At 51.3% G+C, this 25,784-nt stretch carries 23 protein-coding genes; 21 read left to right on the forward strand and 2 right to left on the reverse strand.

The window, feature by feature from the left end; all coding sequences use genetic code 11:
- Nucleotides 1-80: 80 nt before the first annotated feature.
- A complete protein-coding gene (locus HW447_RS08110; protein ID WP_176254817.1) occupies nt 81-845 on the reverse strand; it encodes a prepilin peptidase in 765 nt (254 codons plus the stop codon).
- Between the two features lie 104 nt (nt 846-949).
- Here HW447_RS08110 and HW447_RS08115 point away from each other — a divergent pair, with 104 nt between their 5' ends.
- The 19 genes from HW447_RS08115 (at nt 950) to HW447_RS08205 (ending at nt 23,198) form a co-directional block, all read left to right on the forward strand.
- Nucleotides 950-2,650 (forward strand): GspE/PulE family protein, encoded by a 1,701-nt coding sequence (locus HW447_RS08115; RefSeq protein WP_243176246.1) that lies wholly within the window; start codon nt 950-952, stop codon nt 2,648-2,650.
- A 69-nt stretch (nt 2,651-2,719) separates the two neighbouring features.
- Complete coding sequence (locus tag HW447_RS18125; RefSeq protein WP_176254818.1) at nt 2,720-3,073, forward strand: type II secretion system protein; 354 nt, start codon at nt 2,720-2,722, stop codon at nt 3,071-3,073.
- Nucleotides 3,074-3,102: 29 nt separating this feature from the next.
- Complete coding sequence (locus HW447_RS08125) at nt 3,103-3,549, forward strand: type IV pilin protein (RefSeq protein WP_176254819.1); 447 nt, start codon at nt 3,103-3,105, stop codon at nt 3,547-3,549.
- 18 nt (nt 3,550-3,567) lie between these two features.
- Nucleotides 3,568-5,058 carry a cardiolipin synthase gene (gene cls / locus HW447_RS08130; protein WP_176254820.1) on the forward strand — a complete coding sequence of 497 codons (1,491 nt, stop codon included), beginning with the start codon at nt 3,568-3,570 and terminating at the stop codon, nt 5,056-5,058.
- 114 nt (nt 5,059-5,172) lie between these two features.
- Nucleotides 5,173-5,658 carry a putative ABC transporter permease gene (locus HW447_RS08135; protein WP_408609677.1) on the forward strand — a complete coding sequence of 162 codons (486 nt, stop codon included), beginning with the start codon at nt 5,173-5,175 and terminating at the stop codon, nt 5,656-5,658.
- Between the two features lie 144 nt (nt 5,659-5,802).
- Nucleotides 5,803-6,543 carry a lysophospholipid acyltransferase family protein gene (locus HW447_RS08140; RefSeq protein WP_176254822.1) on the forward strand — a complete coding sequence of 247 codons (741 nt, stop codon included), beginning with the start codon at nt 5,803-5,805 and terminating at the stop codon, nt 6,541-6,543.
- Complete coding sequence (gene pheA / locus HW447_RS08145) at nt 6,540-7,676, forward strand: prephenate dehydratase (RefSeq protein ID WP_176254823.1); 1,137 nt, start codon at nt 6,540-6,542, stop codon at nt 7,674-7,676. Before HW447_RS08140 ends, pheA begins: the two co-directional genes overlap by 4 nt.
- A 25-nt stretch (nt 7,677-7,701) precedes the next feature.
- Nucleotides 7,702-8,979: an ATP-binding protein gene (locus HW447_RS08150; RefSeq protein WP_176254824.1), complete on the forward strand. Its 1,278-nt coding sequence runs from the start codon at nt 7,702-7,704 to the stop codon at nt 8,977-8,979.
- Nucleotides 8,980-9,034: 55 nt separating this feature from the next.
- On the forward strand, nt 9,035-10,600 hold the full coding sequence (locus HW447_RS08155; protein ID WP_176254825.1) for a Ppx/GppA phosphatase family protein: 1,566 nt from the start codon (nt 9,035-9,037) through the stop codon (nt 10,598-10,600).
- Nucleotide 10,601: 1 nt separating this feature from the next.
- The gene (locus HW447_RS08160; RefSeq protein ID WP_176254826.1) at nt 10,602-12,824 is read left to right on the forward strand and encodes an RNA degradosome polyphosphate kinase; all 2,223 of its coding nucleotides are present in this window, start codon (nt 10,602-10,604) and stop codon (nt 12,822-12,824) included.
- 313 nt (nt 12,825-13,137) lie between these two features.
- Entirely contained in the window at nt 13,138-13,842 is a 705-nt protein-coding gene (locus HW447_RS08165) for a response regulator transcription factor (RefSeq protein WP_176254827.1), read from the forward strand.
- 1 nt (nt 13,843) lies between these two features.
- Nucleotides 13,844-14,968, forward strand: a complete 1,125-nt coding sequence (locus HW447_RS08170; RefSeq protein WP_390471214.1) for a HAMP domain-containing sensor histidine kinase — start codon at nt 13,844-13,846, stop codon at nt 14,966-14,968.
- Nucleotides 14,969-15,003: 35 nt separating this feature from the next.
- Nucleotides 15,004-17,568 carry a hypothetical protein gene (locus tag HW447_RS08175; protein ID WP_176254829.1) on the forward strand — a complete coding sequence of 855 codons (2,565 nt, stop codon included), beginning with the start codon at nt 15,004-15,006 and terminating at the stop codon, nt 17,566-17,568.
- Entirely contained in the window at nt 17,568-18,536 is a 969-nt protein-coding gene (locus HW447_RS08180; protein ID WP_176254830.1) for an ABC transporter ATP-binding protein, read from the forward strand. The genes HW447_RS08175 and HW447_RS08180 overlap by 1 nt, the downstream gene beginning before the upstream one ends.
- The gene (locus HW447_RS08185; protein ID WP_176254831.1) at nt 18,508-19,422 is read left to right on the forward strand and encodes an ABC transporter permease; all 915 of its coding nucleotides are present in this window, start codon (nt 18,508-18,510) and stop codon (nt 19,420-19,422) included. Before HW447_RS08180 ends, HW447_RS08185 begins: the two co-directional genes overlap by 29 nt.
- A 34-nt stretch (nt 19,423-19,456) precedes the next feature.
- Entirely contained in the window at nt 19,457-20,758 is a 1,302-nt protein-coding gene (locus HW447_RS08190; protein WP_176254832.1) for an SPFH domain-containing protein, read from the forward strand.
- A gap of 1 nt (nt 20,759) precedes the next feature.
- Entirely contained in the window at nt 20,760-21,803 is a 1,044-nt protein-coding gene (locus HW447_RS08195; protein WP_176254833.1) for a TFIIB-type zinc ribbon-containing protein, read from the forward strand.
- Nucleotides 21,800-22,723 (forward strand): TPM domain-containing protein, encoded by a 924-nt coding sequence (locus HW447_RS08200; protein ID WP_176254834.1) that lies wholly within the window; start codon nt 21,800-21,802, stop codon nt 22,721-22,723. The genes HW447_RS08195 and HW447_RS08200 overlap by 4 nt, the downstream gene beginning before the upstream one ends.
- A gap of 184 nt (nt 22,724-22,907) precedes the next feature.
- Nucleotides 22,908-23,198: a GIY-YIG nuclease family protein gene (locus tag HW447_RS08205; RefSeq protein WP_176254835.1), complete on the forward strand. Its 291-nt coding sequence runs from the start codon at nt 22,908-22,910 to the stop codon at nt 23,196-23,198.
- Here the strand turns inward: HW447_RS08205 and trhA are convergent.
- A complete protein-coding gene (trhA, locus tag HW447_RS08210) occupies nt 23,146-23,817 on the reverse strand; it encodes a PAQR family membrane homeostasis protein TrhA (protein ID WP_176254836.1) in 672 nt (223 codons plus the stop codon). The genes HW447_RS08205 and trhA overlap by 53 nt on opposite strands.
- A gap of 229 nt (nt 23,818-24,046) precedes the next feature.
- Between trhA and HW447_RS08215 the strand changes: the two genes are divergently transcribed.
- Both HW447_RS08215 and HW447_RS08220 read left to right on the forward strand, forming a co-directional pair.
- Nucleotides 24,047-24,868: an RluA family pseudouridine synthase gene (locus tag HW447_RS08215; protein ID WP_176254837.1), complete on the forward strand. Its 822-nt coding sequence runs from the start codon at nt 24,047-24,049 to the stop codon at nt 24,866-24,868.
- Between the two features lie 121 nt (nt 24,869-24,989).
- Nucleotides 24,990-25,697: a YoaK family protein gene (locus HW447_RS08220; RefSeq protein ID WP_176254838.1), complete on the forward strand. Its 708-nt coding sequence runs from the start codon at nt 24,990-24,992 to the stop codon at nt 25,695-25,697.
- Nucleotides 25,698-25,784 lie beyond the last annotated feature (87 nt).

The raw sequence follows: 25,784 nt of genomic DNA on the forward strand, positions 1-25,784 counted from the left end.
ATCAATTCTCTGGCCGTCGGGGATTGACCGGTTCCCCGGTCAGCTCCGAGGCCTCACAGGCTTTCTCCTTGTTGCTGTTTCTACAGGCCCCACAGTCCCATATACCACTGGCCGAGTTCATTTCCAAAGAGAACTGTCGTGATGAGGGCAGCAGTGAAAAATGGCATCATAGGAAGCCGGTCTTTCGGATCCGCACGGCCTGAGAGGAGCAGCGGAAGGCAGAATACAGAGGCAAGCACATACCCTGCGGCCATAGCGCAGAACCCATGGGGCCAGCCAAGGAAAAAACCGCAGGCTGCCATCATTTTTACATCCCCAAGGCCTATGCCTCCTCCGGTTAAAATACGCAGCAGCCACAGCCCGCCTCCGCAGATCACAAGGCCGGCCATGCGGCGGAGAAATTCGGGCCAGAATCTGCCGTGATCTGCGAAAAATCCGACGATTCCCAGAATAAGCACCAGAAGGGAGAGTCCATCCGGTATATAAAAATGCCGTCCGTCGATGAAAGCCGCTGTTATAATCAGAGAGAAGAAGGCGCACAGGATCACGGATCTGAACCCGGTTCCCCGAAAGAAACAGGTCAGAGAAAATAAAATCCCCATCCCCAGTTCGACGGCAGGGTACTGTATGGAAATGTTCGCCCTGCACCAGCGGCATTTTCCGCCCAGAAAGAGCCAGGAGAGAACCGGAACCAGTTCAAGGGCGCGCAGCGTGCGGCCGCAGACGGGGCAGGCCGAGCGGCCGGATATAAAACTGCGCCCCTCAGGGATCCGCAGGATGCACACATTTAAAAAACTGCCGGTTAAAATACCGGCAATACCATATAAAAGGATAAAAAGCTTCATCTATATCACCTCTATGCTGTTATGGGCAGATGGGATCGGTATATCACCGCATTTATCTGCTGAACCGTTATCAGTATATCATTACCGGAAGAAGGGAGCAACCAGTGGATCAGCCATATATTACAGCCATGAAACCAACGATAGAAGAGATCCTTGTGGAAGAGGGCTATATTTCCAGACAGCAGTTAAGGCGTCTGCGCCTCTTCCATAAGAAATGTCCGGAGCGCTCCGTAACAGAGCTTTTGACAGAGCTGGGATATGCGGATGAAAACAGGATTCTGATGTGCGCGGCAGGCAGAGAGCATCTGGAGGTGGCGGATCTTAAGAAGCTGACTCCAGATCCGGACGTCCTTTCGCTGATTCCGGCGGGATTTGCGGTACGAAACCGGCTGCTGCCGCTGTCCTGTCCGGATCAGATACTGACAATGGCCTGCGGATTTCCGCTGCCTTCGGAGGCTCTGGCGGAGGCGTCCCTTCTGACGGGGAGGGAGATCCGGCCAGTGCTGGTTCCTTCCGGGGAATTGGAAGATGCTGTGAGAGCGGCATATGCTGGTGCAAAGGAAGAGACCAGAAAGGAACATAGCGGGGAGACGCAGCCGCTTAAGGAGGAGTTTCTCACAGAGGAGGGGGATGAGACGGCTCCTGCAGTGCGGATGGTCAACCGCCTGATCGAGACGGCTTACCGGGAAAATGCCAGCGATATCCATGTAGAACCTGGAAGAAAGACGTGTATCATCCGTCTGCGCATCAATGGGGATCTGGAGCGTCACGGAGAGATGGAACTGTCCTTTTACCATCCCATGGTCACGCGGCTAAAGCTGATGGGCGGTATGGATATCGCAGAAAAACGGCTTCCTCAGGATGGAAAATACCGCTACCAGAGGGGAGAGATTGCTACGGATCTGCGCATTTCCACCCTTCCGTCCGTTTACGGGGAAAAGGTGGTGCTGCGTCTGCTTGGGAACGACAGGGACCGCAGGCTGATGGATATCCGTCAGCTGGGGATGGAACCGGAACAGATGGGCGCATTTGAGCGGATGATAAAGTCTCCTTACGGCCTGGTGCTGGTAACAGGGCCTACAGGAAGCGGGAAATCCACCACGCTGTATGCGGTTTTAAGCCGTCTGGCAGAGGGGAAGATCAACGTAGTTACGGTGGAGGATCCAGTGGAAAAGGAGATAGAGGGAACGGTTCAGGTGCAGGTAAATACCAGGGCAGGGCTGAACTTTGCCTCGGCTCTGCGGTCCATCCTAAGGCAGGATCCCGATGTGATTATGGTGGGAGAGATGAGGGATGAGGAAACGGCTGCCATGGGCGTCAGGGCCGCCATCACAGGCCATCTGGTACTGTCTACCCTGCATACCAACGATTGTCCCGCTGTGGTGAACCGCCTGCGCAATATGGGTGTTCCTTCCTATATGATAGCGGCAGCTCTTACGGGAGCGGTGGCCCAGAGGCTGGTAAAGGTGCTCTGTCCCTGCTGTAAGCGGAGGGTAAAGGCGAGGCAGGAGCAGAGACAGACATTGTGCCGCCTTGCCGGCAAGGCGGCGGAGGAGGTGTGGGAAGCGCCGGGGTGTGAAAGCTGCCGGGGAACCGGTTACATCCATCGCCGGGCCATCTACGAGATCATGGAAGTAGACGGGGAGATTAAGGAGATGATCCTTCAGGAAGAAAGTGCCGCCAGGATCCGCAAAGCCCTGAGGGAGCGGGGCTGTCCTTCCCTTAGGGATCAGGCGGCCAGACTGGTGGCCGAGGGAGAGATCGATTTGAAGGAAGCAGAGAGAATACTGTATTTTGGGGAATAAAGGAGATATGTCCCATCCGGTTCAAAACGGTCTTTTCCATGGACAATCCATACAAAGGAGAGAAATGATATGAAACAGAAACGCAGTACAAATTCACAGTCCGGCTTTACCCTGGTGGAGATGATCTGTGTCATCGCCATTCTGGGAATCCTGGCTGCGGTGGCAGTTCCGGCCTACAGTAAAATTCAGGAAAAATCCGCCAGCCAGGTGGCCATCACCAATGCTAAGAGCAATTACATCCAGGGACGGGCACAGCAGGAAATGGTGGAAGGCGGAGTGATGAAACCCTCAGAGACAGAAGATTTTCACTATGATGCCCAGGAGGACAGCGCCTACTGGGAGGGCGAGATCGGAGGAAAGACGTATCATGCCGTTTATCCCGGAGAGGACGGAGAAGGCACGGTGGAGGCTGGAAATAAATAGCGGAATATGATAGACTGGAGGAGAAAACGATGCCAGAAAGATCCAGCCGGAGAAATGACGGCTTTACGCTTGTGGAACTGACAGCTGTTTTGGCGATTCTGACGGTTCTGATGTATATTGCGGTTCCTGGTATGTTAAGCTATATAAAGAAAGCAGAAGAAACAGCCGCCTTTACCGAAGCACAGGTTGCCGCAGAGGCGGTTCAGCGCTATCTGAACGATGAAAAAGAGGCCGGCCGTCTGACACCGGGCCGCCTCCACCGCCTGATGAATGTGAGGTTAAATGATCCTTCCGGCCCGCTAAAGCCGTATATCAGCACCAGTTCCAGGAATGCAAGGGTAGTATCTGTGGATGTGGATCTGGCAGAGGGACGTTTGAAGAGCCTTACATATGAAAACAAAAAAGTCCGCGTGAAGGTAACAATAGAGGAGGACGGGACTAAGAAAGTGGAGGATGCCGGATCAGACAGCCCGTAAAAAGGCAGGAGGAAGCATATGACCCATCTGATTGTTATCAATCTGTTGTTTTCCGTTATTATTGTGTTTTTTCAGCGCAGGGATCCCAGGTCTGTGTGGACCTGGCTCCTTGCGCTGAATTTTATTCCTGTATTTGGCATTGTATTTTACCTGCTGTTTGGCCAGGATCTGAAAAAAAGCCGGATGTTTAAGGTAAAGGAGATCAGCGACCGTTTAAATATGCCGGTCAGGAATCAGGAGAAGCTTCTTCTTTCCAATGATATGCCGGAGGAAATGATGGATCCCATGTCAAGAGATTTCAGCAGCCTGATTCTCTATAATCTGGCAACATCCGGGGCGGTGCTGACCATGGATAACCACGTTAAGGTCTACACAGACGGACAGGTGAAATTTGAGGCCCTTAGAACCGCCCTTCGGAAAGCCAGGAGGTTTATTCATATTCAGTACTACATTATCAAAAATGATGAGGTTTTTGATTCAATTATTCCTATTTTAGAGGATAAGATCCGGGAAGGCGTGGAGGTGCGGATTCTCTATGACGGCATGGGCGGCCGTTTTATGCCAAAGAAAAAATGGGAGCAGCTGCGCCGGTCCGGGATTCGGGTGGGAGTATTCTTCCCGCCGTTTCTTGGGTGGCTGAACCTTCGCGTCAACTACAGAAACCACCGTAAAATCGTGATCATTGACGGAGCGGTGGGATTTGTAGGCGGGTTTAATATAGGACGGGAATATATTTCAAAGGATCCTGCGTTCGGTTACTGGCGGGACACCCACCTTCGAATCACGGGGGAAGCGGTAGTCAGCCTCCAGATCCGGTTTGCACTGGACTGGAATTATGCAACAGGGGAGAACCTCTTTAAAAATGAGGCTTACTTTCAGCCGTCGCAGTCTGGCGATGGGGACTCTCCACATAAGGCTGAATCTGCAAAATTGGATGAGCACGCCTGTCAGGACGGCAGCCAGGTATGTATGCAGATCATTGCCAGCGGGCCGGACACCCGAGAGCCCCATATACGAAACAACTACCTGGCGCTGTTTCACAAGGCCAAGCGCCATATCTATATCCAGACCCCGTATTTTGTGCCGGATGATGCTATTTTGTCAGCCTTAAAAATAGCCGCTCTGTCTGGCGTGGATGTCCGCCTTATGATCCCCTGCAAGCCGGATCACCCCTTTGTATACCGCGCCACCTGTGCCTATGCGGGGGAGCTTTTGGACTATGGGGTTAAGGTCTATATTTACACCAACGGCTTTCTTCACTCCAAGGGAATCATGATCGACGGACGTGTCAGCTGTTACGGCACAGCCAATATGGATATACGCAGCTTTGAATTAAACTTCGAGGTAAATGCAACGATTTACGATGAAGATGTCACTGCTGAGCTGGAGCGGGCCTTTATGAACGATCTTCCCCACTGCCGTCAGGTCACTCGGGAGAATTACGAAAAACGGGGACTCTGGACACGGATCAGAGAGCAGGGAAGCCGACTGCTGTCGCCTTTGCTGTAGCTGGGAATCGGCGCGGGTGGAGCGTAAGAAAAACGCGGCGGAATAGTTTTTGTCCGATCCGTCCATACTAGCCCTATGAAGAATCTGCAAAAAAACCTTTTTTACAATCACTGTTTGCTGAGGGAGTCTGGAGTCCTTTGCCGTATAGTACATTCCCGCTTTTTCATCGGCTTCTGCCGCTGCGGGGTAGCGGGCTGGTGCCTGGAGGTATTGTTTACCTCGGCAGAGTCCTGGATGCGGGGGGATCTGCGGCTTATGGGGCGTACCTCTCTTTGGATGTTTCCCATCTATGGCATGGGCGTCCTGCTGCCTGGAATCACCGGATTTGCCGACCGGTGGCTTACAGGGCTTTGCCTGTTTCCGCAGGCAGGAGAGCAGCATATATCTGCGTCTGCCCGTCTGGTGCGCCACGGACTGATGGACATGGTACTGATCTTTACCGCGGAATACCTGACAGGCGTGTTTTTAAATGCCTTTGGCGTCTGCCCCTGGGATTATTCCATGTGGCCGGACCATATTGGCGGCGTGATCCGCCTGGCCTTTGCGCCCTTGTGGTTTTGTACCGGCCTTCTCTTTGAACGGATCCTGGCCCCTTCGTAAGAAGGGGCTGCACACGCGTTGGAACCTGGCTGCAACAAAGTATTGTGTTTGCTCCGTTTCCTGTTATATAATGAGAACATACCGGATAAGGTATGTTTTTCTGTTTCCGGTATATCCTAAAATAAAAGGCAAAGGAGAATACATATGATACGCTTGATCCTGGCAGTCATTGCCATTGTCCTGTATCTGATCCTGACCATTCCGGTTTTATGGATCTTAAAGGTGCGGGAGAGGAAGAACCCAGAGGCCGCCAACTGGCGCAGCTTTTATATGGTTCGCTGGATTTTCCGGCTCATCAGCCGTCTTGCCGGAATCCGGTATGAGGTGCGGGGACTGGAAAATATACCCAGTGACCGTGCGGTGCTTTATGTGGGAAACCACAGAAGCTATTTTGATATTGTGATGGGATATATAACGGTTCCCGGCCTTACCGGCTTTATCGCAAAGAAGGAGATGGCTAAGATCCCTCTGTTAAATCGCTGGATGGATAGGATGAACTGCCTTTTTCTCGACCGTTCCAATATCAAGGAGGGGTTAAAGACCATCCTGACCGGTATTGAAAAGATCAAAGGCGGGATTTCCATGTGGATCTTCCCGGAAGGCACCCGCGGTGCCAGTGAGGATCCAAAGGAACTTCTGGAGTTTCATGAAGGGAGCTTAAAAATTGCGGAAAAAAGCGGCTGTCCCGTGATCCCTGTCGCCATGGTGGGAACGGCGGAGGTTTTGGAACGCCATTTCCCATGGATCCGCCCCAGCCATGTGATTATCCAGTACGGAAAGCCCATTTACATAAAGGAGCTTTCGGAAAAGGACCGTAAATTCCCCGGAGCATATACAAGACAGGTCATAAGCTCCATGGTGGAGGAATTGGAGGGACAGAGATGAAGGAACTGAATCTGCAGAACATCCGTCAGCAGCTGGATGTGATGGATGCCCAGCTGACGGAACTGTTTGAGAAACGAATGGAATTGTGCAGAGAGGTAGCTGAATATAAAATACATACGGGCAAACCTGTTTATGACAGCGCAAGGGAAAAACAGAAGCTGGAAGCCGTCACCGCCCTGGCGCACAGCGATTTTACCAGGAAAGGCACCTATGAATTGTTTTCCCAGATCATGACCATCAGCCGCAGACTCCAGTACGGCCTTCTGGCCGCTCACGGCCAGGCCATGGATATGGGTTTTACCATGGTCGAGGATCTGAAACGGGAAAATGTCCGCATCGCCTATCAGGGTGTGGAAGGCTCCTACGGCCACGGGGCGGCTCTTCAGTATTTCGGCCGGGAGGCGGATGTGTATCACGTAAAGACCATGGAGGATGCTATGGTCGAGGTGGAGGAAGGACGGGCGGATTACTGCATCCTTCCGATTGAAAACTCCTCCGCCGGAGCGGTCAGCGATAATTACGACCTGCTGGTAAAGCATGATGTATACATTGTGGCGGAGACAGAGCTTCCTGTAAGCCATGCACTTTTAGGTCTGCCGGAGGCATCCTTAGAGGATATCCGGACGGTGTATTCTCACCCTCAGGCGCTGATGCAGAGTTCCAGGTATCTCAATTCGCATCGGGACTGGAAGCAGATCAGTACAGTAAACACCGCTGTGGCGGCAAAGAAGGTGGCAGAGGAAAAGAACATCTCCCAGGCAGCCGTAGCCAGCCCCGCAGCGGGAGAGCTCTACGGCCTTAAAGCCCTTGAAACCTCCATTAACCACAATAAAAACAACGTGACCCGTTTTATCATTTTATCCAGGATTCCGGTGTACAAGAAAGGCTCCAGTAAAGTAAGCATCTGCTTCGAGGGCGCCCACAGGAGCGGTTCACTTTACAATATGCTGGGCAATCTTATTTATAACGATATCAATATGCTTATGATCGAGTCCCGGCCCATTCCCGGAAGAAGCTGGGAGTACCGTTTCTTTGTAGATGCCCAGGGATCTTTAAGCGACGCAGCTATTCAGAACGCTTTAAAGGGTATTTCCGAGGAGGCGGTTTCTTTAAGAATCCTTGGAAATTACTAATCTAACCACAGTCGAGGAAATAAATATGGATATCAGAGAACGCGTGATTTACCGTAATTTAAAGCATGAAGAACTCCTGGAACACATGGCCTGCCTTATGGGGATGGCAAAGTGTGACGGTGAGCCGGATCCGTTTTCCTGTGCCGGACAGCTGGTTGATCTGGCAGCCCGGTATGGATTTGAGGGAAACCTATGGCACTGTTTTTTGGCGCTGTGCCTTGGGGATAATGAAAATGCCTATACAACTGCCTGTGAAGTCCGGGGGGCGGCCGGTGGAACCTTAGATGAGCTTGCAAAGGGGGATTTCTCTATTTTTAAGGCATTGTTTGACTTTGACCTGACCTCTTTATCCCCCTCTTTTGTGTGGAAACAGCTGGCAGACTACCGCCCTGCGGTTCAGGAAAGCCGTGTTTTCAACCGCAGGATCAGGGATCGCCTGGTAAAGCTGGCGGTGATGCTGGGGCAGGCAGAGGACACAGAGACCTTCCAGAACCATATGGTGGAATTTTACAGGGAGTGCGGAGCCGGCAAATTCGGCCTCAACAAGGCTTTTCGGATCCTTGAAAAAGAGGAGGGCGCAGAGACCGTCATTGATCCCATTGTCAATGTGGAGCACATTTATTTTAAGGATATCGTAGGCTATGAGCTGCAGAAAAAGAAGCTGATTGAGAATACAGAGGCCTTTGTAAACGGGAAAGAGGCCAACAACGTGCTTCTCTTCGGTGATGCGGGAACAGGAAAATCCTCCAGCGTCAAGGCGGTTCTCAACGAATACTACAGCCGGGGCCTGCGCATGATCGAAGTATACAAGCACCAGTTTAAGGCGCTTTCCGATGTGCTGGAGCAGATCAAGGATCGGAATTACAAGTTCATTATCTATATGGATGACCTTTCTTTTGAGGAATATGAGCTGGAGTATAAATATCTGAAGGCTATTTTGGAGGGCGGTCTTGGGAAGAGGCCGGGCAATGTGCTGATCTATGCCACCTCCAACCGCCGCCATCTGATCCGGGAGAAATTCAGCGACAAGAGGGAGCTGGACGACGATCTTCACAACAACGATACAGTGCAGGAGAAATTATCTCTGGCTGCCCGTTTTGGCGTTACCATCTACTATGGTTCTCCTGATAAGCGTCAGTTCCAGACCATTGTCAAGGCGCTGGCAAAACGAAGCCATGTAGATATGGCGGAGGAAGAACTGTTTTTAAAGGCCAGTCAGTGGGAGCTAAGCCATGGCGGGCTTTCCGGCCGTACAGCCGCTCAGTTTATCACACATCTTCTGGGGCAGGATCAGGAGAAATAGGAGAGGAAAGCAGGGAGCGCAGTTACATAAGTACATGGTAAAAAGGAGGAGCAGCGTGGCAGTAAAAATGTTTGCGGCAATCGAGATTGGTTCATTTGCCCTGGAGCTGGGGATCTATGAGATCTCGGAAAAGACGGGGATCCGCTGTGTGGACAGTGTCCGCCATGTGATCTCCCTGGGAAATGATACTTTCAGTGAGGGAAAGATCAGCTATGGGCTGGCGGATGAAATGTGCTCCGTGCTGGAGGATTTTACAGGGATCATGAAAACCTACCGGGCGCGGGAATACCGCGCCTATGGCACAACTGCTTTAAGAGAGGCGAAAAACAGCCAGGTTATCCTGGAACAGATCCGGGTAAGAACCGGCCTTAAGGTGCGTATTATCAGCAACTCGGAACAGCGTTTTATCAGCTATAAGGCAATAGCCCTAAAGACGGGGGAGTTTAACCGGATCATCCAAAAAGGAACAGCCATTGTGGATGTGGGATTTGGAAGCGCTCAGATTTCCCTCTTTGACAAGGATACGCTGGTAACGACCCAGAGCCTGCCTCTGGGTACATTAAGGATCAGCAGCCAGCTGGCCAGGATTCCGGCCAGCGTAAAGGATCACTGCCTTCATATCGAAGAGATTGTGGACAATGAACTGCTCACCTTCCGGAAAATGTATCTGAAAGACCGTCATATTGACAATCTGATCGGTATTGGTACCAACATCGCCTATCTGATGCGCCAGCTGGGAATGAACACGGCGGCCGACAGGGCGGATGCTGCCGCTATGGAAGTGTTCTATAAGCGCCTGTCCCAGATGACGCTGGATCAGATTGAAGAAAATTTCAGCGTCAACAGCGAATACGCGCCGCTGCTATTGCCGGCTGCCGCCGTGTACCGCCGTGTGATGGAGGCTACAGGGGCCAGTCAGTTCTGGATCCCCGGCATAGGGCTCTGCGACGGGATTGCGGCGGAGTACGCCAGCTCGTCCCGTCTCATCCGCTTTAACCACAATTTCGAGAATGATATCCTGGCGGCAGCCAGAAATATGGCTAAGCGCTACAAATGCCATGCGGGCCATAATCAGACGCTGGAGCAGTATGCCCTGTCCATTTTTGATGCCACCCGGAAATTCCACGGCATGGGAGCCAGAGAACGGCTGCTGCTCCAGATCGCTGTAACCCTGCACAGCTGCGGCAAATTTATCAGCATCCGCAATTCCAACGAAAGCAGTTATAACCTGATTATGTCCACGGAAATTATAGGCCTCAGCCATCTGGAGCGGGAGATCATCGCAAATGTAGTCCGCTATAATATCCGCGACTTCGACTATGACATGATCCAGCTTGAGACCCATATCGGCGAGGAAAATACAGGAGATCTGAACGTGGGGGCTATTACCATCCTTATAGCCAAGCTGACTGCGATCCTGCGCCTTGCTAATTCTATGGACAAGACTCACAAGGCCAAGATGCAGGACTGCCGGATGGCCATACGGGAGGGCGAGCTTGTGATCACCACCGGATATACGGGAGACCTGGCGCTGGAGCGGGCTTCCTTTGAACAGAAAGCGGATTTCTTTGAAGAAATATTTGGAATACGGCCGGTATTAAAACAGAAAAGGAGAGTGTGACATGGCCGAAAAGGAAAAAAATATAAAATCTGTCAAGGCGGATAAGACAGCAGAAAAAACGGCGCACAGGCCGGATGCCGCAGATTTCGGAGCCAACTCCTCCAACTATGTAAACCGTGAACTCAGCTGGCTGGAATTTAACTATCGTGTGTTAAGCGAGGCCAGAGATAAGACGCTACCCCTTTTTGAGCGTCTGAAATTTTTAAGCATCACAGCCTCCAACCTGGATGAGTTCTATATGGTTCGCGTGGCTTCCTTAAAGGATATGGTGCACGCAAAATACACAAAGCCGGATATTGCAGGGCTGACGGCTCAGGAACAGCTGGACGCCATCAGCGTCAAGACCCATCAGCTGGTAGAACTGCAGTATTCCACCTATACCCGTTCCCTGGTGCCCGCCCTGCGTCAGAATGGCCTGCGGATCATCATGGGGCATGAGGAACTGACACCAGAGGAGGCTTCCTATGTGGACTCCTATTTCCAGACCAATGTATACCCGGTGCTGACGCCCATGGCCTTTGACTCTTCCCGGCCTTTTCCGCTGATCCGCAATAAAACCCTGAACATAGCGGCTCTGTTAAAGAAGAAGAACGGGGACGGGGAAATGGAATTTGCCATGGTTCAGGTGCCTTCTGTGCTTCAGAGGATCGTGGAACTGCCGGAGCAGATCAATGAGGATGGGACAAAGCAGCGGGTGGTGATGCTTTTGGAGGAGATTATAGAGCGGAATATGCCGTCGCTGTTCCTGAACTACGATATCATCGCTTCCCATCCTTTCCGCATCATGCGCAACGCCGATCTCTCCATTGATGAGGAGGAGGCGGTGGATCTGCTGGAGGAGATTCAGAAACAGCTCAAAAAGCGCCAGTGGGGCGAAGCGATCCGTCTGGAAATCGAATCGGACGTAGATAAGCGCCTTCTTAAGATCATAAAGAAAGAACTGCTGATCAGCAGCCAGGATATCTTCTCTATCGCCGGCCCTCTGGATCTCACCTTTTTGATGAAAATGTATGGTCTGGACGGCTTTGAGCACTTCAAGACGCGAAAATATAGGCCTCAGCCAGTGCCGGCTCTAATGAATGAGGATGATATCTTCACCAATATCCGCAGGGGAGACATCCTGCTCCACCATCCATACCAGAGTTTTGATCCGGTGGTGGATTTTGTGCGCAGTGCTGCCAGGGATCCCGAGGTGCTGGCTATCAAGCAGACCTTGTACCGGGTCAGCGGAAATTCGCCTATCATCGCGGCGCTGGCAGAGGCGGCGGACAATGGCAAACAGGTATCCGTGCTGGTGGAGCTTAAGGCTCGTTTTGATGAGGAAAATAACATTAACTGGGCTAAGATGCTGGAGAAGGCAGGCTGTCATGTGATCTATGGTCTGGTTGGACTTAAAACACACAGCAAAATTACCCTTGTGGTCCGTATGGAGGAGGATGGTATCCGCCGCTACGTTCATCTGGGCACCGGAAACTACAACGACTCTACGGCAAAGCTGTACACGGACTGCGGGATACTGACCTGTGATCCGCAGATCGGAGAGGATGCTACAGCTGTATTTAATATGCTGTCGGGCTACTCGGAACCCAAGGCGTGGAACAAACTTGCTGTGGCCCCTCTGTGGCTGAGAACCCGGTTTCTGCGTATGATCCGCCGGGAGACGGCTCACGCCAGGGAGGGCCGTCAGGGACGAATCATGGCGAAAATGAACTCTCTCTGCGATAAGGAGATCATTACTGCCCTGTATGAGGCTTCCTGCGCCGGTGTCGAGATCGAACTTGTGATCCGGGGAATCTGCTGTCTGCGGGCAGGGGTTCCGGGACTCAGCGAGCATATCTCAGTCCGGTCCATCGTAGGAAACTTCCTGGAGCACAGCCGCATCTTTTATTTCCTCAACGATGGAAGCCCGGAGGTCTATATGGGAAGCGCCGACTGGATGCCCAGAAACTTAGACCGCCGGGTGGAGATCATGTTCCCGGTCGAGGACGAAGGCTTAAAGGAAAAGGTGATCCACATCCTGGAGGTGGAGCTGGAGGATAATGTAAAAGCCCACATCCTGCAGCCAGACGGCACCTATGAGAAGGAGGACAAGCGGGGGAAGGTTCTTATAAATTCTCAGGAGCAGTTCTGCCAGGAGGCCGTGCAGCTGGCAAAGGAAGGCAAGGGAAAGGACGACCCGGCTGTAACCCGGATCTTCCAGCCTATTGAGAGCGGAAATGTATAAATGTGAAAAACGGCTGCGTTAGCGGCCTGGGATTCTCCGGACAGACAGGAGAGCCCCTGTAAATGGAACGGGGCGCCTGTCAGGTTCGGAGAATATTTTTTAACCCGTTGAAGAACATATGTTCATGTGATATATTGGGATTGTAACATAATTCCCATAATTTTTCAAGAAAAAAGTAAGGAAATACGAGAGTTCTTATGTTAGAATAGACATAAAGAGCCGGAACGTCGGCACGGCAGAGGCAGAAATCAGACAAAGCCGTTCTGGATCGTTCTGAATGAACATAAATGATAACATATGAGGAGGGGATCGTATGCCCGATATTAATATTCTGGTAGTAGATGATGAAAAGGAGATCGCAGACCTGATTGAGATCTATCTGGTCAGCGACGGCTATAAGGTCTTTAAGGCGGAAAACGCGGCCATGGGTCTTGAGATCCTGAACAGGGAAGATATCCATCTGGTGCTTCTTGACATTATGATGCCGGGGATGAACGGCCTGGAGATGTGCAAGAAGATCCGGGAAACCAACAATATTCCGATTATTATGCTGAGCGCCAAGTCAACGGATCTTGACAAGATTCTGGGACTGGGGACGGGAGCAGACGACTATGTGGTAAAGCCCTTTAATCCGCTGGAACTGACGGCCAGAGTCAAGTCCCAGCTCCGCCGCTATACCCAGTTAAACCCCAACAGCATGGCCCGCGAGGCAGTCAGCAGCGAGATCACTATTAAGGGAATGACCATTAACAGGGACAATCACAAGGTAGTGGTGGATGGAGAGGAGATCAAACTGACTCCTATTGAGTTTGATATTCTTTATCTTCTGGCATCCAATCCGGGTAAGGTATTCAGCACTGACGAGATCTTCGAGCGGGTTTGGAATGAAAAGGTATATGAGGCCAATAATACGGTTATGGTACATATCAGGCGATTAAGAGGAAAGATGAAGGAAGATACCAGGCAGAGCAAGATCATCACTACCGTATGGGGCGTAGGATATAAGATTGAAAAATAATATGGGCGGCAGTTACCGTGCCCGCGTACTGACTCATATTGTATACAGCGCCATCATCACCTGCCTGGTAGAGGTATTTCTCATTACGAACCTCTCGATGGTGGCAAAGTATATGCAGCAGAAAGGACAGATCTCGGCACTGTCCCAGTTAATTCTGGAGCAGCATACGGCGGTGGTGATCCTTTATGTACTCTTTGGGATCCTGATCTTTTCTGTCACTTTTATGCTCTTAGAGGAACCGGGGATCCGCTATATGGGGCGTATCTCAGACGCGGTGGAGAGCATCTCTCAGGGAAATCTGGGGACAGAGGTAGATGTGACGGGAGATGATGAGTTCTCTGCCATGGCAGCCAATTTAAATAAAATGGCCTCTGACATCCGAACCCTTATGGACAAGGAGCGGGAGGCAGAGCGGACGAAAAATGAACTGATTACCAATGTGGCCCACGATCTAAGAACGCCTCTGACCTCCATCATCGGCTATCTGGAACTGCTGGCGGGCAATACAAAGGTTCCGGCAGAGATGGAGCACAAGTACATAGAAATCGCTTACAGCAAGGCCAGACGGCTGGAAAAACTGATCGAGGATCTTTTCGGATTTACGAAGCTAAACTATGGAAAGATTGCCATGCACGTGGGTCAGCTGGATATTGTTAAGCTGTTAAGCCAGCTGCTGGAGGAGGCCTATCCGAATTTTGTGGAAAAGAACCTGTCCTATGACCTTCAGAGCAATGTTCCGGCAAAGACCATCAGTGCCGATGGAAACCTGCTGGCCAGGCTGTTTGATAACCTCATTGGGAATGCCATTAAATACGGGGCTGACGGCAAGCGGGTGCTGGTTAAGATCCATGCGGAGGATGATACTGTTACCGTGTCGGTCACTAATTACGGCTATGTCATCCCGGCCGACGAGCTGCCTCTTCTGTTTAATAAATTCTACCGGGTAGAGCAGTCGCGTTCCACCACCACCGGAGGCACCGGTCTGGGACTTGCCATTGCCAAGGAAATTGTGGATATGCACGGCGGCACCATCAGCGTATCCAGCGACTTAAACGGCACTGTGTTTACTGTAAAGCTCCAGGTTTATTTCGATGTAAATAAGGAAAATTTCGCATCCCAGTCATGATTTGGCAGATTGAACAGAAAAGAGAGGAAATACAGATGTACAGATACAGATGGGTGCTGAAAAGCACCCTTTTTGCCCTTTTGCTATCCCTTTTTGCCGCTGTAACCGTTTCGGCAGCTATGACGGCAGACGGGCCTGGAAACGCAGGTTCTTCCTTACCGGGCAGTGCTGCCGGGCCACGGACGGCAGACGGTATATCCCAGGAGGGGATGATGGACGGCCCCGTGACAATGGAGGTGGTATACGGCTATGACAATGTAGCCAGAAGCGGAAGGATCCTTCCGATGACCCTTACCTTTAAAAACTCCATGGATCAGGATTTTACAGGGACTCTGCGCGTTGCCACTCTGGAGCCGGAATACCAGTCTTACTCAGGCAGAAGCCAGTGGAATTACAGCACCTATTCCTACGAATATCCGATAGAGGTCGGAGCGGGAGAGACAGCAGAACAAAAGATTCAGATCTCTTTAAGCGACAGGGTAGATCAGGTGCATCTGTCTCTGGTGGATGAGAACGGGAAGGAGACAGCCAGCCGAAGGGTGAAACTGGATCTGAATCTGAATACAGCCGAGCTTTATATCGGTGTCTTAAGCGACCGGCCGGAGCGGCTGTCCTATCTGGATAATATGGGGATCAATTACAGCACGCTGCGCACCAGGGTTATTGAATTGGATCTGGACACGCTGCCGGAAACTCAACGGGGACTGGATCAGCTGGATGTGCTGCTGATCAATGATTTTGATACAAAGAGGCTGTCGGAAACCCAGAAGGAGGCTGTGTGGGAGTGGGCCCAGAGAGGCGGAGTCCTGCTTTTTGGCACGGGAGAACATGGAAGGGAAACCATGAGCGCTTTCTCACAGGAGCTTTTAGCGTATCCTTTGCCGGAGGCAGGTGTGTTTGACATTGATATGGCGATGGAAAAGGATTCTGCAGCCAGGGACGAAGGCGTCCTTTCTCTCAGCTGTTCGGAGGTGGAGCTGAAGGGAGGAACCGAGCTTATCACAAAAGGGCCGCTGGTGATCCTGTCCGAAACCTCGGTGGGAAATGGGGCAGCGGCTGCGGCGATCTATGATTTCGGCGATCTGAAGGAATACTGCAGCTCTAACCCGTCTTATGTGGATCATTTTTTTACAGAGCTTTTGGGGGAGGAGCGGCTGAACCTTTTAAGCAGCGGGAACGGAGGCGCAAGTTCCGGCCGTTACTGGGAGGTTCAGAGCCTGATCAATACGGGGAATGTAAACCGCCTGCCGCGGGTGGGCCTGTATGTGGTGCTGGGAACGGCTTATGTGGCGCTTGCAGGGCCGGGGCTTTACTTCTTTTTAAAACAGAGGGAGCTGCGCCAGTATTATCAGCCGGCCGTAGCGGTGCTTTCGCTGTGCTGTACCGGCATGGTCATTTTAATGGGCGTGCCCACACGGTTTGACGGCCCGTTTTTAACCTATGCTTCGATCCAGGATGCAGGGGACAAGGATACCACGGAGACTCTGTTTATCAATATGAGGTCTCCCTATAACCGCACCTATTCCGTGGGCCTGGATCCCTCCTACCAGCTGTTTCCTGTGTCAGATTCCTCCTACTATGATCCGGCTCAGGCCCCGGCTCTTACAGGGGCTGAGGACCCGGATATGGTGATCCGGTACGGACAGAAGGCTACCCGGATTGAGGCGAGGGATACCGGAGCATTCAACTCCAAGTATTTCCAGATGGAGCGGACGCAGACCAATGAGACCGGGGAGGGATTCTCCGGAGAGATCCGCGCCTTTGACGGCAGGGTAACAGGAACAATCACCAACAATTATTCGCAGACTGTGGAAAATGCTGCCCTGCTGCTCTATAATCAGATGATCGTCATCGGAGCGATGGAGCCGGGACAGACGATTTCTCTGGACGGTCTGGAGGGGGTCTACTGCGCTACGGATCTTGGATATGCCATGGCGGCCCAGATAACAGGAGCCTCCCAGTACGGCCAGAAGGTGGATATCGAGGATCAGGAGTATGTGAAGGCTTTGGAGCGGGCCAATCTTCTGTCATTTTATATTGACAATTATTTCTCCGGCTACCATACCCAGGGACGGGTGGTGGCTTTTGGCCAGGATCAGAGCGGGCAGGACTTTCTGACAGATCAGGGCATAGAGACCTATGGCTGTACCCTCCTTACATCCCAGATCAATGTAAATTATGAGCAGGGAGGCCTGGTGTACCGCTCTGCCATGCAGAAGCGCCCGAATGTGCTGTCGGGGGAATATGACGCTGTCAGAAATACCATATATGGCATGAATCCGGTGATTCTGGAGTATTACCTTGGAAATGACCTGGATGTGGAAACCCTGGATTTTCACCGTTTAAGCGATGAGGTAGTGGCAAATCTGCGGTATTACTATACCGTTCCCTTTGCAGGGGATATGTACTTTTACAATTATAATACAGGCAGCTATGATCTGATGGACAGCTCAAGGAGCCGCTATAATAAAGAGGATCTGGAGGCCTATCTGTCTCCGGGCAATACAGTTACGGTAAAATACGTTTACGATACAGCCGGGGAATATACCTGGAACATTATGCTTCCGGTTCTTACGGTTACAGGAAGGAGGCAGTCCTGATGCTTACCATACGAAACCTTCATAAGATATACGGAAAGTACCATGCCCTGAGCGGTCTGGACATGAATGTGGCGGATGGGGCGCTCTACGGCTTTGTGGGGCCAAACGGGGCGGGAAAAACCACCACCATAAAGATTATGACCGGACTTTTGGGGGCGGAAGAAGGCTCCGTTGAGATTGACGGAACGGACGCCCTGGGGGAACCGGATGCTTTAAAGGGGCAGATTGGATATGTGCCGGATTTCTTTGGTGTGTACGATAACCTGACGGTGGGAGAGTATATGAGTTTCTTTGCTTCCTGTTACAGGATCGATGGTCTGGTGGCCAGAAAACGGTATACCGCGCTTCTGGAACAGGTAGGTCTGGAGGATAAGCTGGATTTCTATGTGGACGGCCTCTCCAGAGGGATGAAACAGCGCCTCTGTCTGGCAAGGGCGCTGATTCATGACCCGGCGATCCTGATCCTGGATGAGCCTACCTCGGGTCTGGATCCAAGGACAAGATTTGAGTTTAAGGAGATTTTGGAAGAGCTTAAATGCGCAGGGAAAACCATTATTATCAGCTCTCATGTTCTTTCGGAGCTTTCGGAGATGTGTACGGATATCGGCATCATTGACCAGGGCCGTATGGTTCTGGAGGGAAATATCGGAGATATTCTTTCCCGCGTCAATGCCTCCAATCCTCTGGTGATCTCGGTGTACAGCAATATGGAGCAGGCCATGGCAGTGCTGCGGCGTCATCCCTGTGTACAGACCATTTCCATGCGGGAAAAGGATATCTGTGTCCGCTTTGCGGGGGACAGCGCCGATGAGGCCATGCTTCTCCAGCAGCTCATTGACGCCGGGGTTCTGGTAAATGGCTTTGTCCGTGAGAAAGGCAGTCTGGAATCCGTCTTTATGCAGCTGACGGATCATGAAGAAGAAAGGGTGGTGACGTCATATGAGGCCGAATCCGGTCTATATTCGTGAGATGAGAGTCAGCGCCAGAAGCCCGCGGTTTCCGTTTATCGTGGCTCTTTTTAACGGAATCCTGTGCCTGGTGGCGCTGATCAATATGTATTCGGTGGTGCTTCGGGTCCGCACCAACGCAACCATCCAGTACAGCAGTTTTATGGATATCTATGAGTTTGTAACAGCCATCGAGTTTGTCCTTCTCCTGTTTATTGTTCCGGCGGTGACTGCCGCCAGCATCAGCGGGGAACGGGAGCGTCAGACGCTGGATCTGATGCTGACTACCCGGATGACGGCCGTTCAGATCGTGACTGGAAAGCTTCTTGGGGCGTTAAGCTCCCTGTTTGTATTGATCTTGTCCAGCCTTCCCGCAGTGGCAATGGTCTTTGTTTACGGCGGCATTACCTGGAAAGACGCCTTCTCCCTGCTTCTGTGCTATGTGGCAGTTGCCTTTATGGCAGGCAGTCTTGGGCTGTTTTACTCTGCCGTGTTCCGGCGGTCCGCCGTTTCAACGGCAGTGACCTACGGGACGATCATAGCTGTAGCGGCGGGAACCTATTTTCTCAACCGTCTGGCCTTGTCTCTTTCCTCCACAAACCTGAACCGGACGGTAGCGGCTTATACAATGGGTGAAAATGCAGTGCGCGCTTCTTCAGGAGGTATGTTCTATCTGTTCCTGATGAATCCGGCCTTTACGTTTATGGCGGTGATTGGAAATCAGGCGGGCCGGAGCACCTCATTTTCCAAGCTCTGTAATTACTTCGGAGTGGAAGGCACCGGCTTTGTGATGGAGCATTGGGTCGCCCTCAGCATCTGTCTGCAGCTGGCAGTCGGAGCCATCCTGTTAGCGGGGGCCGTGCGGTGCCTGGAGCCGGTGAAGAGGAAGAGAAAACGGAAGAAGTAGGAAATACAGACCATTTCAGAGAGGAGAGTTAAAAATGGGACTGATTAAAGCGATTGAGTCAGCAATAGGAACAGCCCTGGGAGATCAGTGGCTGGAGGCCATAGAGCCGGACGATATGGGAGGACAGACGGTCTTTGTGAGGGGGATTCAGGTACGAAACGGCCGGGGATCCAACACAAAGGGAGCGGGTGACATTGTTTCCAACGGTTCTGTGATCCATGTGTATCCAGACCAGTTTATGATACTGGTTGACGGGGGGAAGATAGTGGATTATACGGCGGAGCCTGGATATTATAAGGTGAGCCAGTCCTCCCAGCCCTCGCTTTTTTCCGGGTCTTTTGGCGGGGCATTAAAAGAATCCTTTGACCGTATCCGCTTTGGAGGCGTGCCCTCAGGGGCTCAGAAGGTATTTTATGTGAACCTTCAGGAGATCAAGGGGCTGAAGTTTGGCACCCGCAGCCCGGTAAACTATTTTGACAGCTTCTACCAGGCGGAACTTTTTCTTCGGGCGCACGGAACCTATTCGGTGAAGATTACGGATCCGCTGAAGTTCTATGCGGAGGTGATTCCCAGGAATGCAGATCGGGTAGAGATGGATGAGATCAATGAGCAGTATCTCAATGAGTTCTTAGCGGCCCTTCAGACCTCCATCAATCAGATGTCCGCTGATGGGATCCGAATCTCCTACGTACCCTCCAGGAGCCGGGAGTTGGGGCGGTATATGGCGGATACCCTGGATGAGGAGTGGAGCAAGCTCCGGGGCATGGAGATCCAGGCAGTGGGCATCGCCAGCATTTCCTATGATGAGGAATCCCAGAATCTGATCAATATGAGAAACAAGGGAGCTATGATGGGCAATCCCATGGTGAGGGAAGGATATGTGCAGAGCACCATTGCGGAAGGCCTTAAAAGCGCCGGGGAAAATCCCGCAGGTTCTATGGCCGGATTTATGGGAATGGGTTTTGGAATGCAGACCGGGGGAGGTTTTATGGGAACGGCTTCGGCAGCCAATGCAGAGCAGATGCGGATGATGGGGCAAAACGGAGGTTTGGGCGCAGGAATGGGATCCTGCGGAGCAGGCGGAGGTTTGGGAGCAGGCGGCAGCTTCGGAGCCGAAACCGCGGTTGGAAACGGGGCCGCAGTGGGCAATGGAACTGCAGTCGGAAACGGGGCCGCCGGAACCTGGATATGCCCGCAGTGCAGAACGCAGAATGAGGGGAAATTCTGCAGCGAATGCGGAAAGCCCAGGCCTGCAGGCCCCTGGACCTGTACCTGCGGCACGGTAAATACAGGTAAATTCTGCAGTGAATGCGGGAAACCAAGGGGAGACAGATAAGATGGCGGCGATCACCTACAAATGCCCAAACTGCGGAGGCGGCCTGATATTTGAGCCAAAATCCCAGAAGTATCACTGTGAATTCTGCCTCTCTGACTTTACAGAGGAAGAGATGGAGAAAATTCAGGAGAAGGAGCAGGAAAAGGAAGAAAAGGGGGAGAAACAGGAAGCGCCGGTGCTGTATACCTGTCCCAGCTGCGGCGCACAGATTGTTACCGACGCTACGACAGCGGCCACCTTCTGCTATTACTGTCACAATCCCGTGGTACTGGCAGGGCGTCTGACCGGCAGCTTTGAGCCGGATTATGTCATTCCCTTTCAGATCGACCGAAAAAAGGCAGAAGAGATATTCGGCCAGTGGATTCGCAGAAAGCGGTTTGTCCCTGATTCCTTCTATTCTCCAAAGCAGATCCAGACCATGACAGGGGTTTATTTCCCTTATTGGCTCTACCGCTGCCAGCTCCACGGAAATCTTACAGCAGAGGGAAGGAACAACCGGGTCTGGACGGCAGGAAATATTCGCTATACAGAGACAAAGGTCTACGACGTCCGAAGGGAAGGAGATCTGGACATTGATTCGGTTGCAAGAAACGCCCTTAAAAAGGCCAACCGAAAACTGGCAGACGGCGTCCTGCCTTACCGGATGGAGGAAAAAAAGCCGTTTTCAATGGGATATCTCTCCGGCTTTGTGGCTGAAAACCGGGATATGGAACGGGAGTCGTTCGTATCAGAGGTTCAGTCCGAGGTGCGTCAGTTTGCGCTGGAAAACCTGAAGGCCAGCGCAGGTGATTTCAGCAGCCTGGAGGTGAAAAACAGCGAGGTGGATGTGACAGAGGAGGGATGGAATTATGCCCTTTTGCCGGTGTGGACTCTGACCTACAATGATAAAGCCAGGGGAAAGATCTACTATTTTGCCCTTAACGGACAGACTGGAAAGGTATGGGGGGAACTGCCGGTGGACAATAAAAAGCTGGCAGTGCTGTTTCTTGGGGTCGTTCTGCCGCTGCTTATACTGCTCTTGACGGGAGGATATTTTCTGGGATGAGAAGAGAAGAAAGAAAAAGGCGGAATATACATTTCAGGACAGTGAGGCAGAGGTTTGGAGGATACCTTCTGTTTATCGGAGTTCTGTGGTTTTTCTTCGTATGCCCGTTTATGTCATATGGCGCTCAAGGCCGTGTGTTCGATCAGGCGGGAATCTTTACAGACAGTGAGATAATACAGCTGGAACGTGGGGTAAATGACTTTACCCAGACTACAAAACAGGATGCCGTGATCGTCACCGCCTGGGCGCAGACCGGGAAAACTGCAGAAGAGTATGCCGATGATTTTTATGACGAAAATGACTTTGGCACAGGAAAGACAAAAAGCGGGGTTCTCCTTCTGTATTATATGGATGGGCCGGGAAGCCAGGAGGGAACCTACTGGATCTCTACCTGCGGAAATATGATACAGATCATGACCGATGCAAAACTCGACCGTGTGAAAAAACATTTGTCAGCATATCTGAAAAAAAGGGATTTTGCAGGCGGAGCAGAGGCATTTCTGGAAGATACTGCCATGGTTGTGAAACAGGGAGTTCAGTCCGGGCAGTATACATACGATCGGGATACCGGCGAGATTCACCGCTATCGAAGCATCCGCTGGTATGAGGCAGCCTTTGCGGCAGGTATTTCCCTCTTTGCGGGAGCTGCGGTGTGTCTTGATGTAAAACGCAGATATGCCATGAAGCTGAGCGGCCGCCAGCAGGAAAACGGCCTTCTGGCTTACCGGGCCCAGGCAGGTTTTCATTTTACAGACACCGATGACCGTCTGATTCATCAGTTTACTACCCACGTGCGGATTGCAAAACAGAATGATATCTGGAGAGGGGGATTTCCGGGCGGAGGAAATACTGCCGGGCGCAGTACCACCCACCATTCCAGCAGCGGCCGCAGCCATGGGGGCGGCGGAGGAAGATTTTAAGCCGCCGTTTTTGCGAACCTTTTTTGCTGGTATGCGTATAGTATACTATAGATATCGGAAAACTCTCTGGCAGCACCCATATGGCGCATCCAGCTGGTGCTTTATCATAGATACAGACCTTCGGGTCCGGGCGGTGATGGCGTTTTGGCGTGATCGCCGTTTACATAGAAACCGGATAAGACAAATGAACGAAAATTACACCTATATTCTGCGATGTGCAGACGGAACCTACTACTGCGGCTGGACCAACAATCTGGACAGGCGCTTAAAGGCCCACAATGAGGGAAAAGGAGCAAAATACACCAGGCCCCGCAGACCGGTGGTTCTGGTTTATTATGAGGCCTTTTCCACGAAGGAAGAGGCCATGAAACGGGAATATCAAATAAAACAGCTCCCCCGAAAGAAAAAGGAGGAGCTGATCTTTATGCGACAAACTGATACATCATCATATAATGGCAGAGGCTGCCGCCCATAACAAAGAGATGGAAAATCTCGTGGGAACCGAAGTACCGGTGCCTGGAATTGAAAACAGGCAGCTTCAGGGCGTAAATGATGCCGCCCAGGGTATAGATGATGCCTCCTGCCAGCAGCCATATAAATCCTTCCCTAGGAAGGGCAGTGAGGATCTTTGAAAATGCCAGGACACATACCCAGCCCATGGCAATGTACACCATGGAGGAAAACCATTTGGGACAGGTGATCCAGAAGGCGTTGATCAGGATTCCCAAAAAGGCAATGATCCATACCAGCCCCAAAAGGAACCAGCCTGTTTCATCCCCCAGCACAATAAGGCATACCGGAGTGTAGGTGCCGGCGATCAGCACAAAAATCATCATGTGATCGATTTTGCGCAGCAGGCGGTTCACCTTTGGGGAAATGTCCAGCGTATGATAGATGGTGCTGGCTGCATAAAGTCCTACCATACTCAGGATGAAAACTGCCAGAGCTGCCAGATGGAACTGCGCCGGAGAACGGGAACCCTTGATGAGAAGGGGAACCGCCGCTGCCGCTGCCAGAATCATGGCTGTGAAATGAGTCAGGGCGCTGCCGGGATCTTTTATTTTGAGAATATTGCGTTTTATTTTCTGTGCCATTGCAGATACCTCCTTTTTAATCGTAGAATTTAACATAAAGTTATAATAACTAATTTATGTAGTTTTTAATACTACATAATACCGTAATACATACTATACACGGAATACGAAAAATATGCAATACTTTTGAAAAAATACTGCAGCTGTTCAGAACGACGGGAAAATACTTGATCCTGAATCGTTACAAAATACGTTTAATATCAAAGTAATTGATAGGAAAGGATTTACTATGCTTTCTGTATTATATGAGGATAAAGATATTCTGGCAGTCATCAAGCCGGCAGGGATAGAATCCCAGTCGGCCAGAGGCTTTGCAAGGGATATGGTAAGCGAGATCCGGCGGTATCTTGCCGCACCTTTGGGAAATCCACAAAATATCCACAAATTAGCCACAAAATCATCCACAAGGCCCAATCGTGCCCAGCCTCCGTATGTAGGAGTTATCCACAGGTTGGATCGTCCTGTGCCGGGAATCATGGTATATGCTAAGAACCGAACTGCCGCGGGGGCACTTAGTACCTTGATGCAGCAAGGGAAGATGGAAAAATGGTATAAGGCAGTGGTATGTGGAAAACCTGTGGATAATCAGGGGACATATGTGGATTACCTCAGACAAATACAGGGAGAAAACCGATCGGAAATTGTGGATAAGTCAGCGGAAGGGAGCAGGAGAGCAGAACTGAAATACCGCGTTGCAGCACAGACGGAGCGCCAGGAGGAAGGTGAAAAAATATACAGTCTCGTAGAGATCCGCCTTCTCACCGGCCGCCACCATCAGATCCGCGTTCAGTTCTCCAGCCGGGGAATCCCTCTGTACGGAGATGAAAAATATGGGACAGTATCCCTTTGCGCCGGCAGTGAGAAAACCAGCGTCCTCCCCCATTCTTTCCCCCCTCACAAGCCGACGCCCTTAGCCCTTTGTGCCTTCCGTCTTGTCTTTCCCCATCCTGTGACAGGAAAACGGCTGGAATTTCAGATGGAGCCTTCCGGAGGAGCCTTTGACTGGTTTAAAACGGCAGAATCGGAAAGTTTAGGGACTGAAACGGTTTAAAACCCGCCTTAAAACTTATTTAAAAACGTTTAAAAAATGTTACTTTTGCAGAATGACGCTGTATTTGTTTTTTGATATAATATCAACAGGAACAGCAGGATAAGGATGAGGAGCTAAAAACATGGAACAGACGCAAAAAGTAAAGCTTGAAAAGCTGCTGCATTACAATATGACCTGTATCGGCGGTTTTATGGGAACCTGCGCGATCTGCGGTTTTGAGGGCAATTTTGCCTCTGCTCAGACTGGAAATATTATGAGCCTGACAAAGGAACTGGTAGGCGGCGACCTGTTTCAGGTATCCCTTCGTCTTGGGGCGTTGATTCTGTTCTGCCTTTCCATGGCAGTATCATTTCTGATAAAGCGTTTTTTAAAACCCGATATGGAACGTCTTTCTCTGATGGTAGATGGGGGATGTCTCCTTTTGTCACTGACTCTGCCTGAGGGGATACCTGCTATAATCCGCCTTTATCCTGTTTTTATTGCATCCAGTTTCCAGTGGGGGACATTTTCAGGAGCCGGAGGATATAACAGTGCCAGTATCTTTACAACCAACAATCTGAAACAGTGCGTGCTCAGCTGGACTCAGTATGTCCTGGACCGGGAGGAGGCCATGCTGGACAGGGCCTGGTTTTATACCTGGACGGTTACAAGCTTTATCACCGGAGCTGTCACCGGATGCATTTCCATGCTGGATATGGGAAATAAAGGGATATTTATAGGGCTGGCTATGATCCTTTTGGCAGAGCTTATCTGCCGGCGCAAAAATAAGTGTATCCGCCGGGAGCAGGATCAGATGGATAAGAATCCCCGCCAGGCAGCCGCCCTCTGAGGCAGACTGAGGCGGGAAGAGAATATTAAAAACCGGCATACAGCTGCGATTTTGTTGCAGCTGTATGCCGGTTTTGCATATCTGAAA

Origin of the sequence: Enterocloster alcoholdehydrogenati, from assembly GCF_013282095.1 — a bacterium.
Lineage (GTDB): Bacteria > Bacillota > Clostridia > Lachnospirales > Lachnospiraceae > Enterocloster > Enterocloster alcoholdehydrogenati.

Bases quoted from the DNA above. Each gene is read 5' to 3' on its own strand.
- HW447_RS08190 (WP_176254832.1), top strand. From the start codon at position 19,457: ATGGGACTGATTAAAGCGATTGAGTCAGCAATAGGAACAGCCCTGGGA.
- HW447_RS08215 (WP_176254837.1), top strand. From the start codon at position 24,047: ATGCTTTCTGTATTATATGAGGATAAAGATATTCTGGCAGTCATCAAG.
- HW447_RS08185 (WP_176254831.1), top strand. From the start codon at position 18,508: ATGAGGCCGAATCCGGTCTATATTCGTGAGATGAGAGTCAGCGCCAGA.
- pheA (WP_176254823.1), top strand. From the start codon at position 6,540: ATGAAGGAACTGAATCTGCAGAACATCCGTCAGCAGCTGGATGTGATG.
- HW447_RS08140 (WP_176254822.1), top strand. From the start codon at position 5,803: ATGATACGCTTGATCCTGGCAGTCATTGCCATTGTCCTGTATCTGATC.
- HW447_RS08175 (WP_176254829.1), top strand. From the start codon at position 15,004: ATGTACAGATACAGATGGGTGCTGAAAAGCACCCTTTTTGCCCTTTTG.
- HW447_RS08150 (WP_176254824.1), top strand. From the start codon at position 7,702: ATGGATATCAGAGAACGCGTGATTTACCGTAATTTAAAGCATGAAGAA.
- HW447_RS08200 (WP_176254834.1), top strand. From the start codon at position 21,800: ATGAGAAGAGAAGAAAGAAAAAGGCGGAATATACATTTCAGGACAGTG.
- HW447_RS08110 (WP_176254817.1), bottom strand. From the start codon at position 845: ATGAAGCTTTTTATCCTTTTATATGGTATTGCCGGTATTTTAACCGGC.
- trhA (WP_176254836.1), bottom strand. From the start codon at position 23,817: ATGGCACAGAAAATAAAACGCAATATTCTCAAAATAAAAGATCCCGGC.
- HW447_RS18125 (WP_176254818.1), top strand. From the start codon at position 2,720: ATGAAACAGAAACGCAGTACAAATTCACAGTCCGGCTTTACCCTGGTG.
- HW447_RS08165 (WP_176254827.1), top strand. From the start codon at position 13,138: ATGCCCGATATTAATATTCTGGTAGTAGATGATGAAAAGGAGATCGCA.
- cls (WP_176254820.1), top strand. From the start codon at position 3,568: ATGACCCATCTGATTGTTATCAATCTGTTGTTTTCCGTTATTATTGTG.
- HW447_RS08170 (WP_390471214.1), top strand. From the start codon at position 13,844: ATGGGCGGCAGTTACCGTGCCCGCGTACTGACTCATATTGTATACAGC.
- HW447_RS08160 (WP_176254826.1), top strand. From the start codon at position 10,602: ATGGCCGAAAAGGAAAAAAATATAAAATCTGTCAAGGCGGATAAGACA.
- HW447_RS08205 (WP_176254835.1), top strand. From the start codon at position 22,908: ATGAACGAAAATTACACCTATATTCTGCGATGTGCAGACGGAACCTAC.
- HW447_RS08220 (WP_176254838.1), top strand. From the start codon at position 24,990: ATGGAACAGACGCAAAAAGTAAAGCTTGAAAAGCTGCTGCATTACAAT.
- HW447_RS08125 (WP_176254819.1), top strand. From the start codon at position 3,103: ATGCCAGAAAGATCCAGCCGGAGAAATGACGGCTTTACGCTTGTGGAA.
- HW447_RS08180 (WP_176254830.1), top strand. From the start codon at position 17,568: ATGCTTACCATACGAAACCTTCATAAGATATACGGAAAGTACCATGCC.
- HW447_RS08195 (WP_176254833.1), top strand. From the start codon at position 20,760: ATGGCGGCGATCACCTACAAATGCCCAAACTGCGGAGGCGGCCTGATA.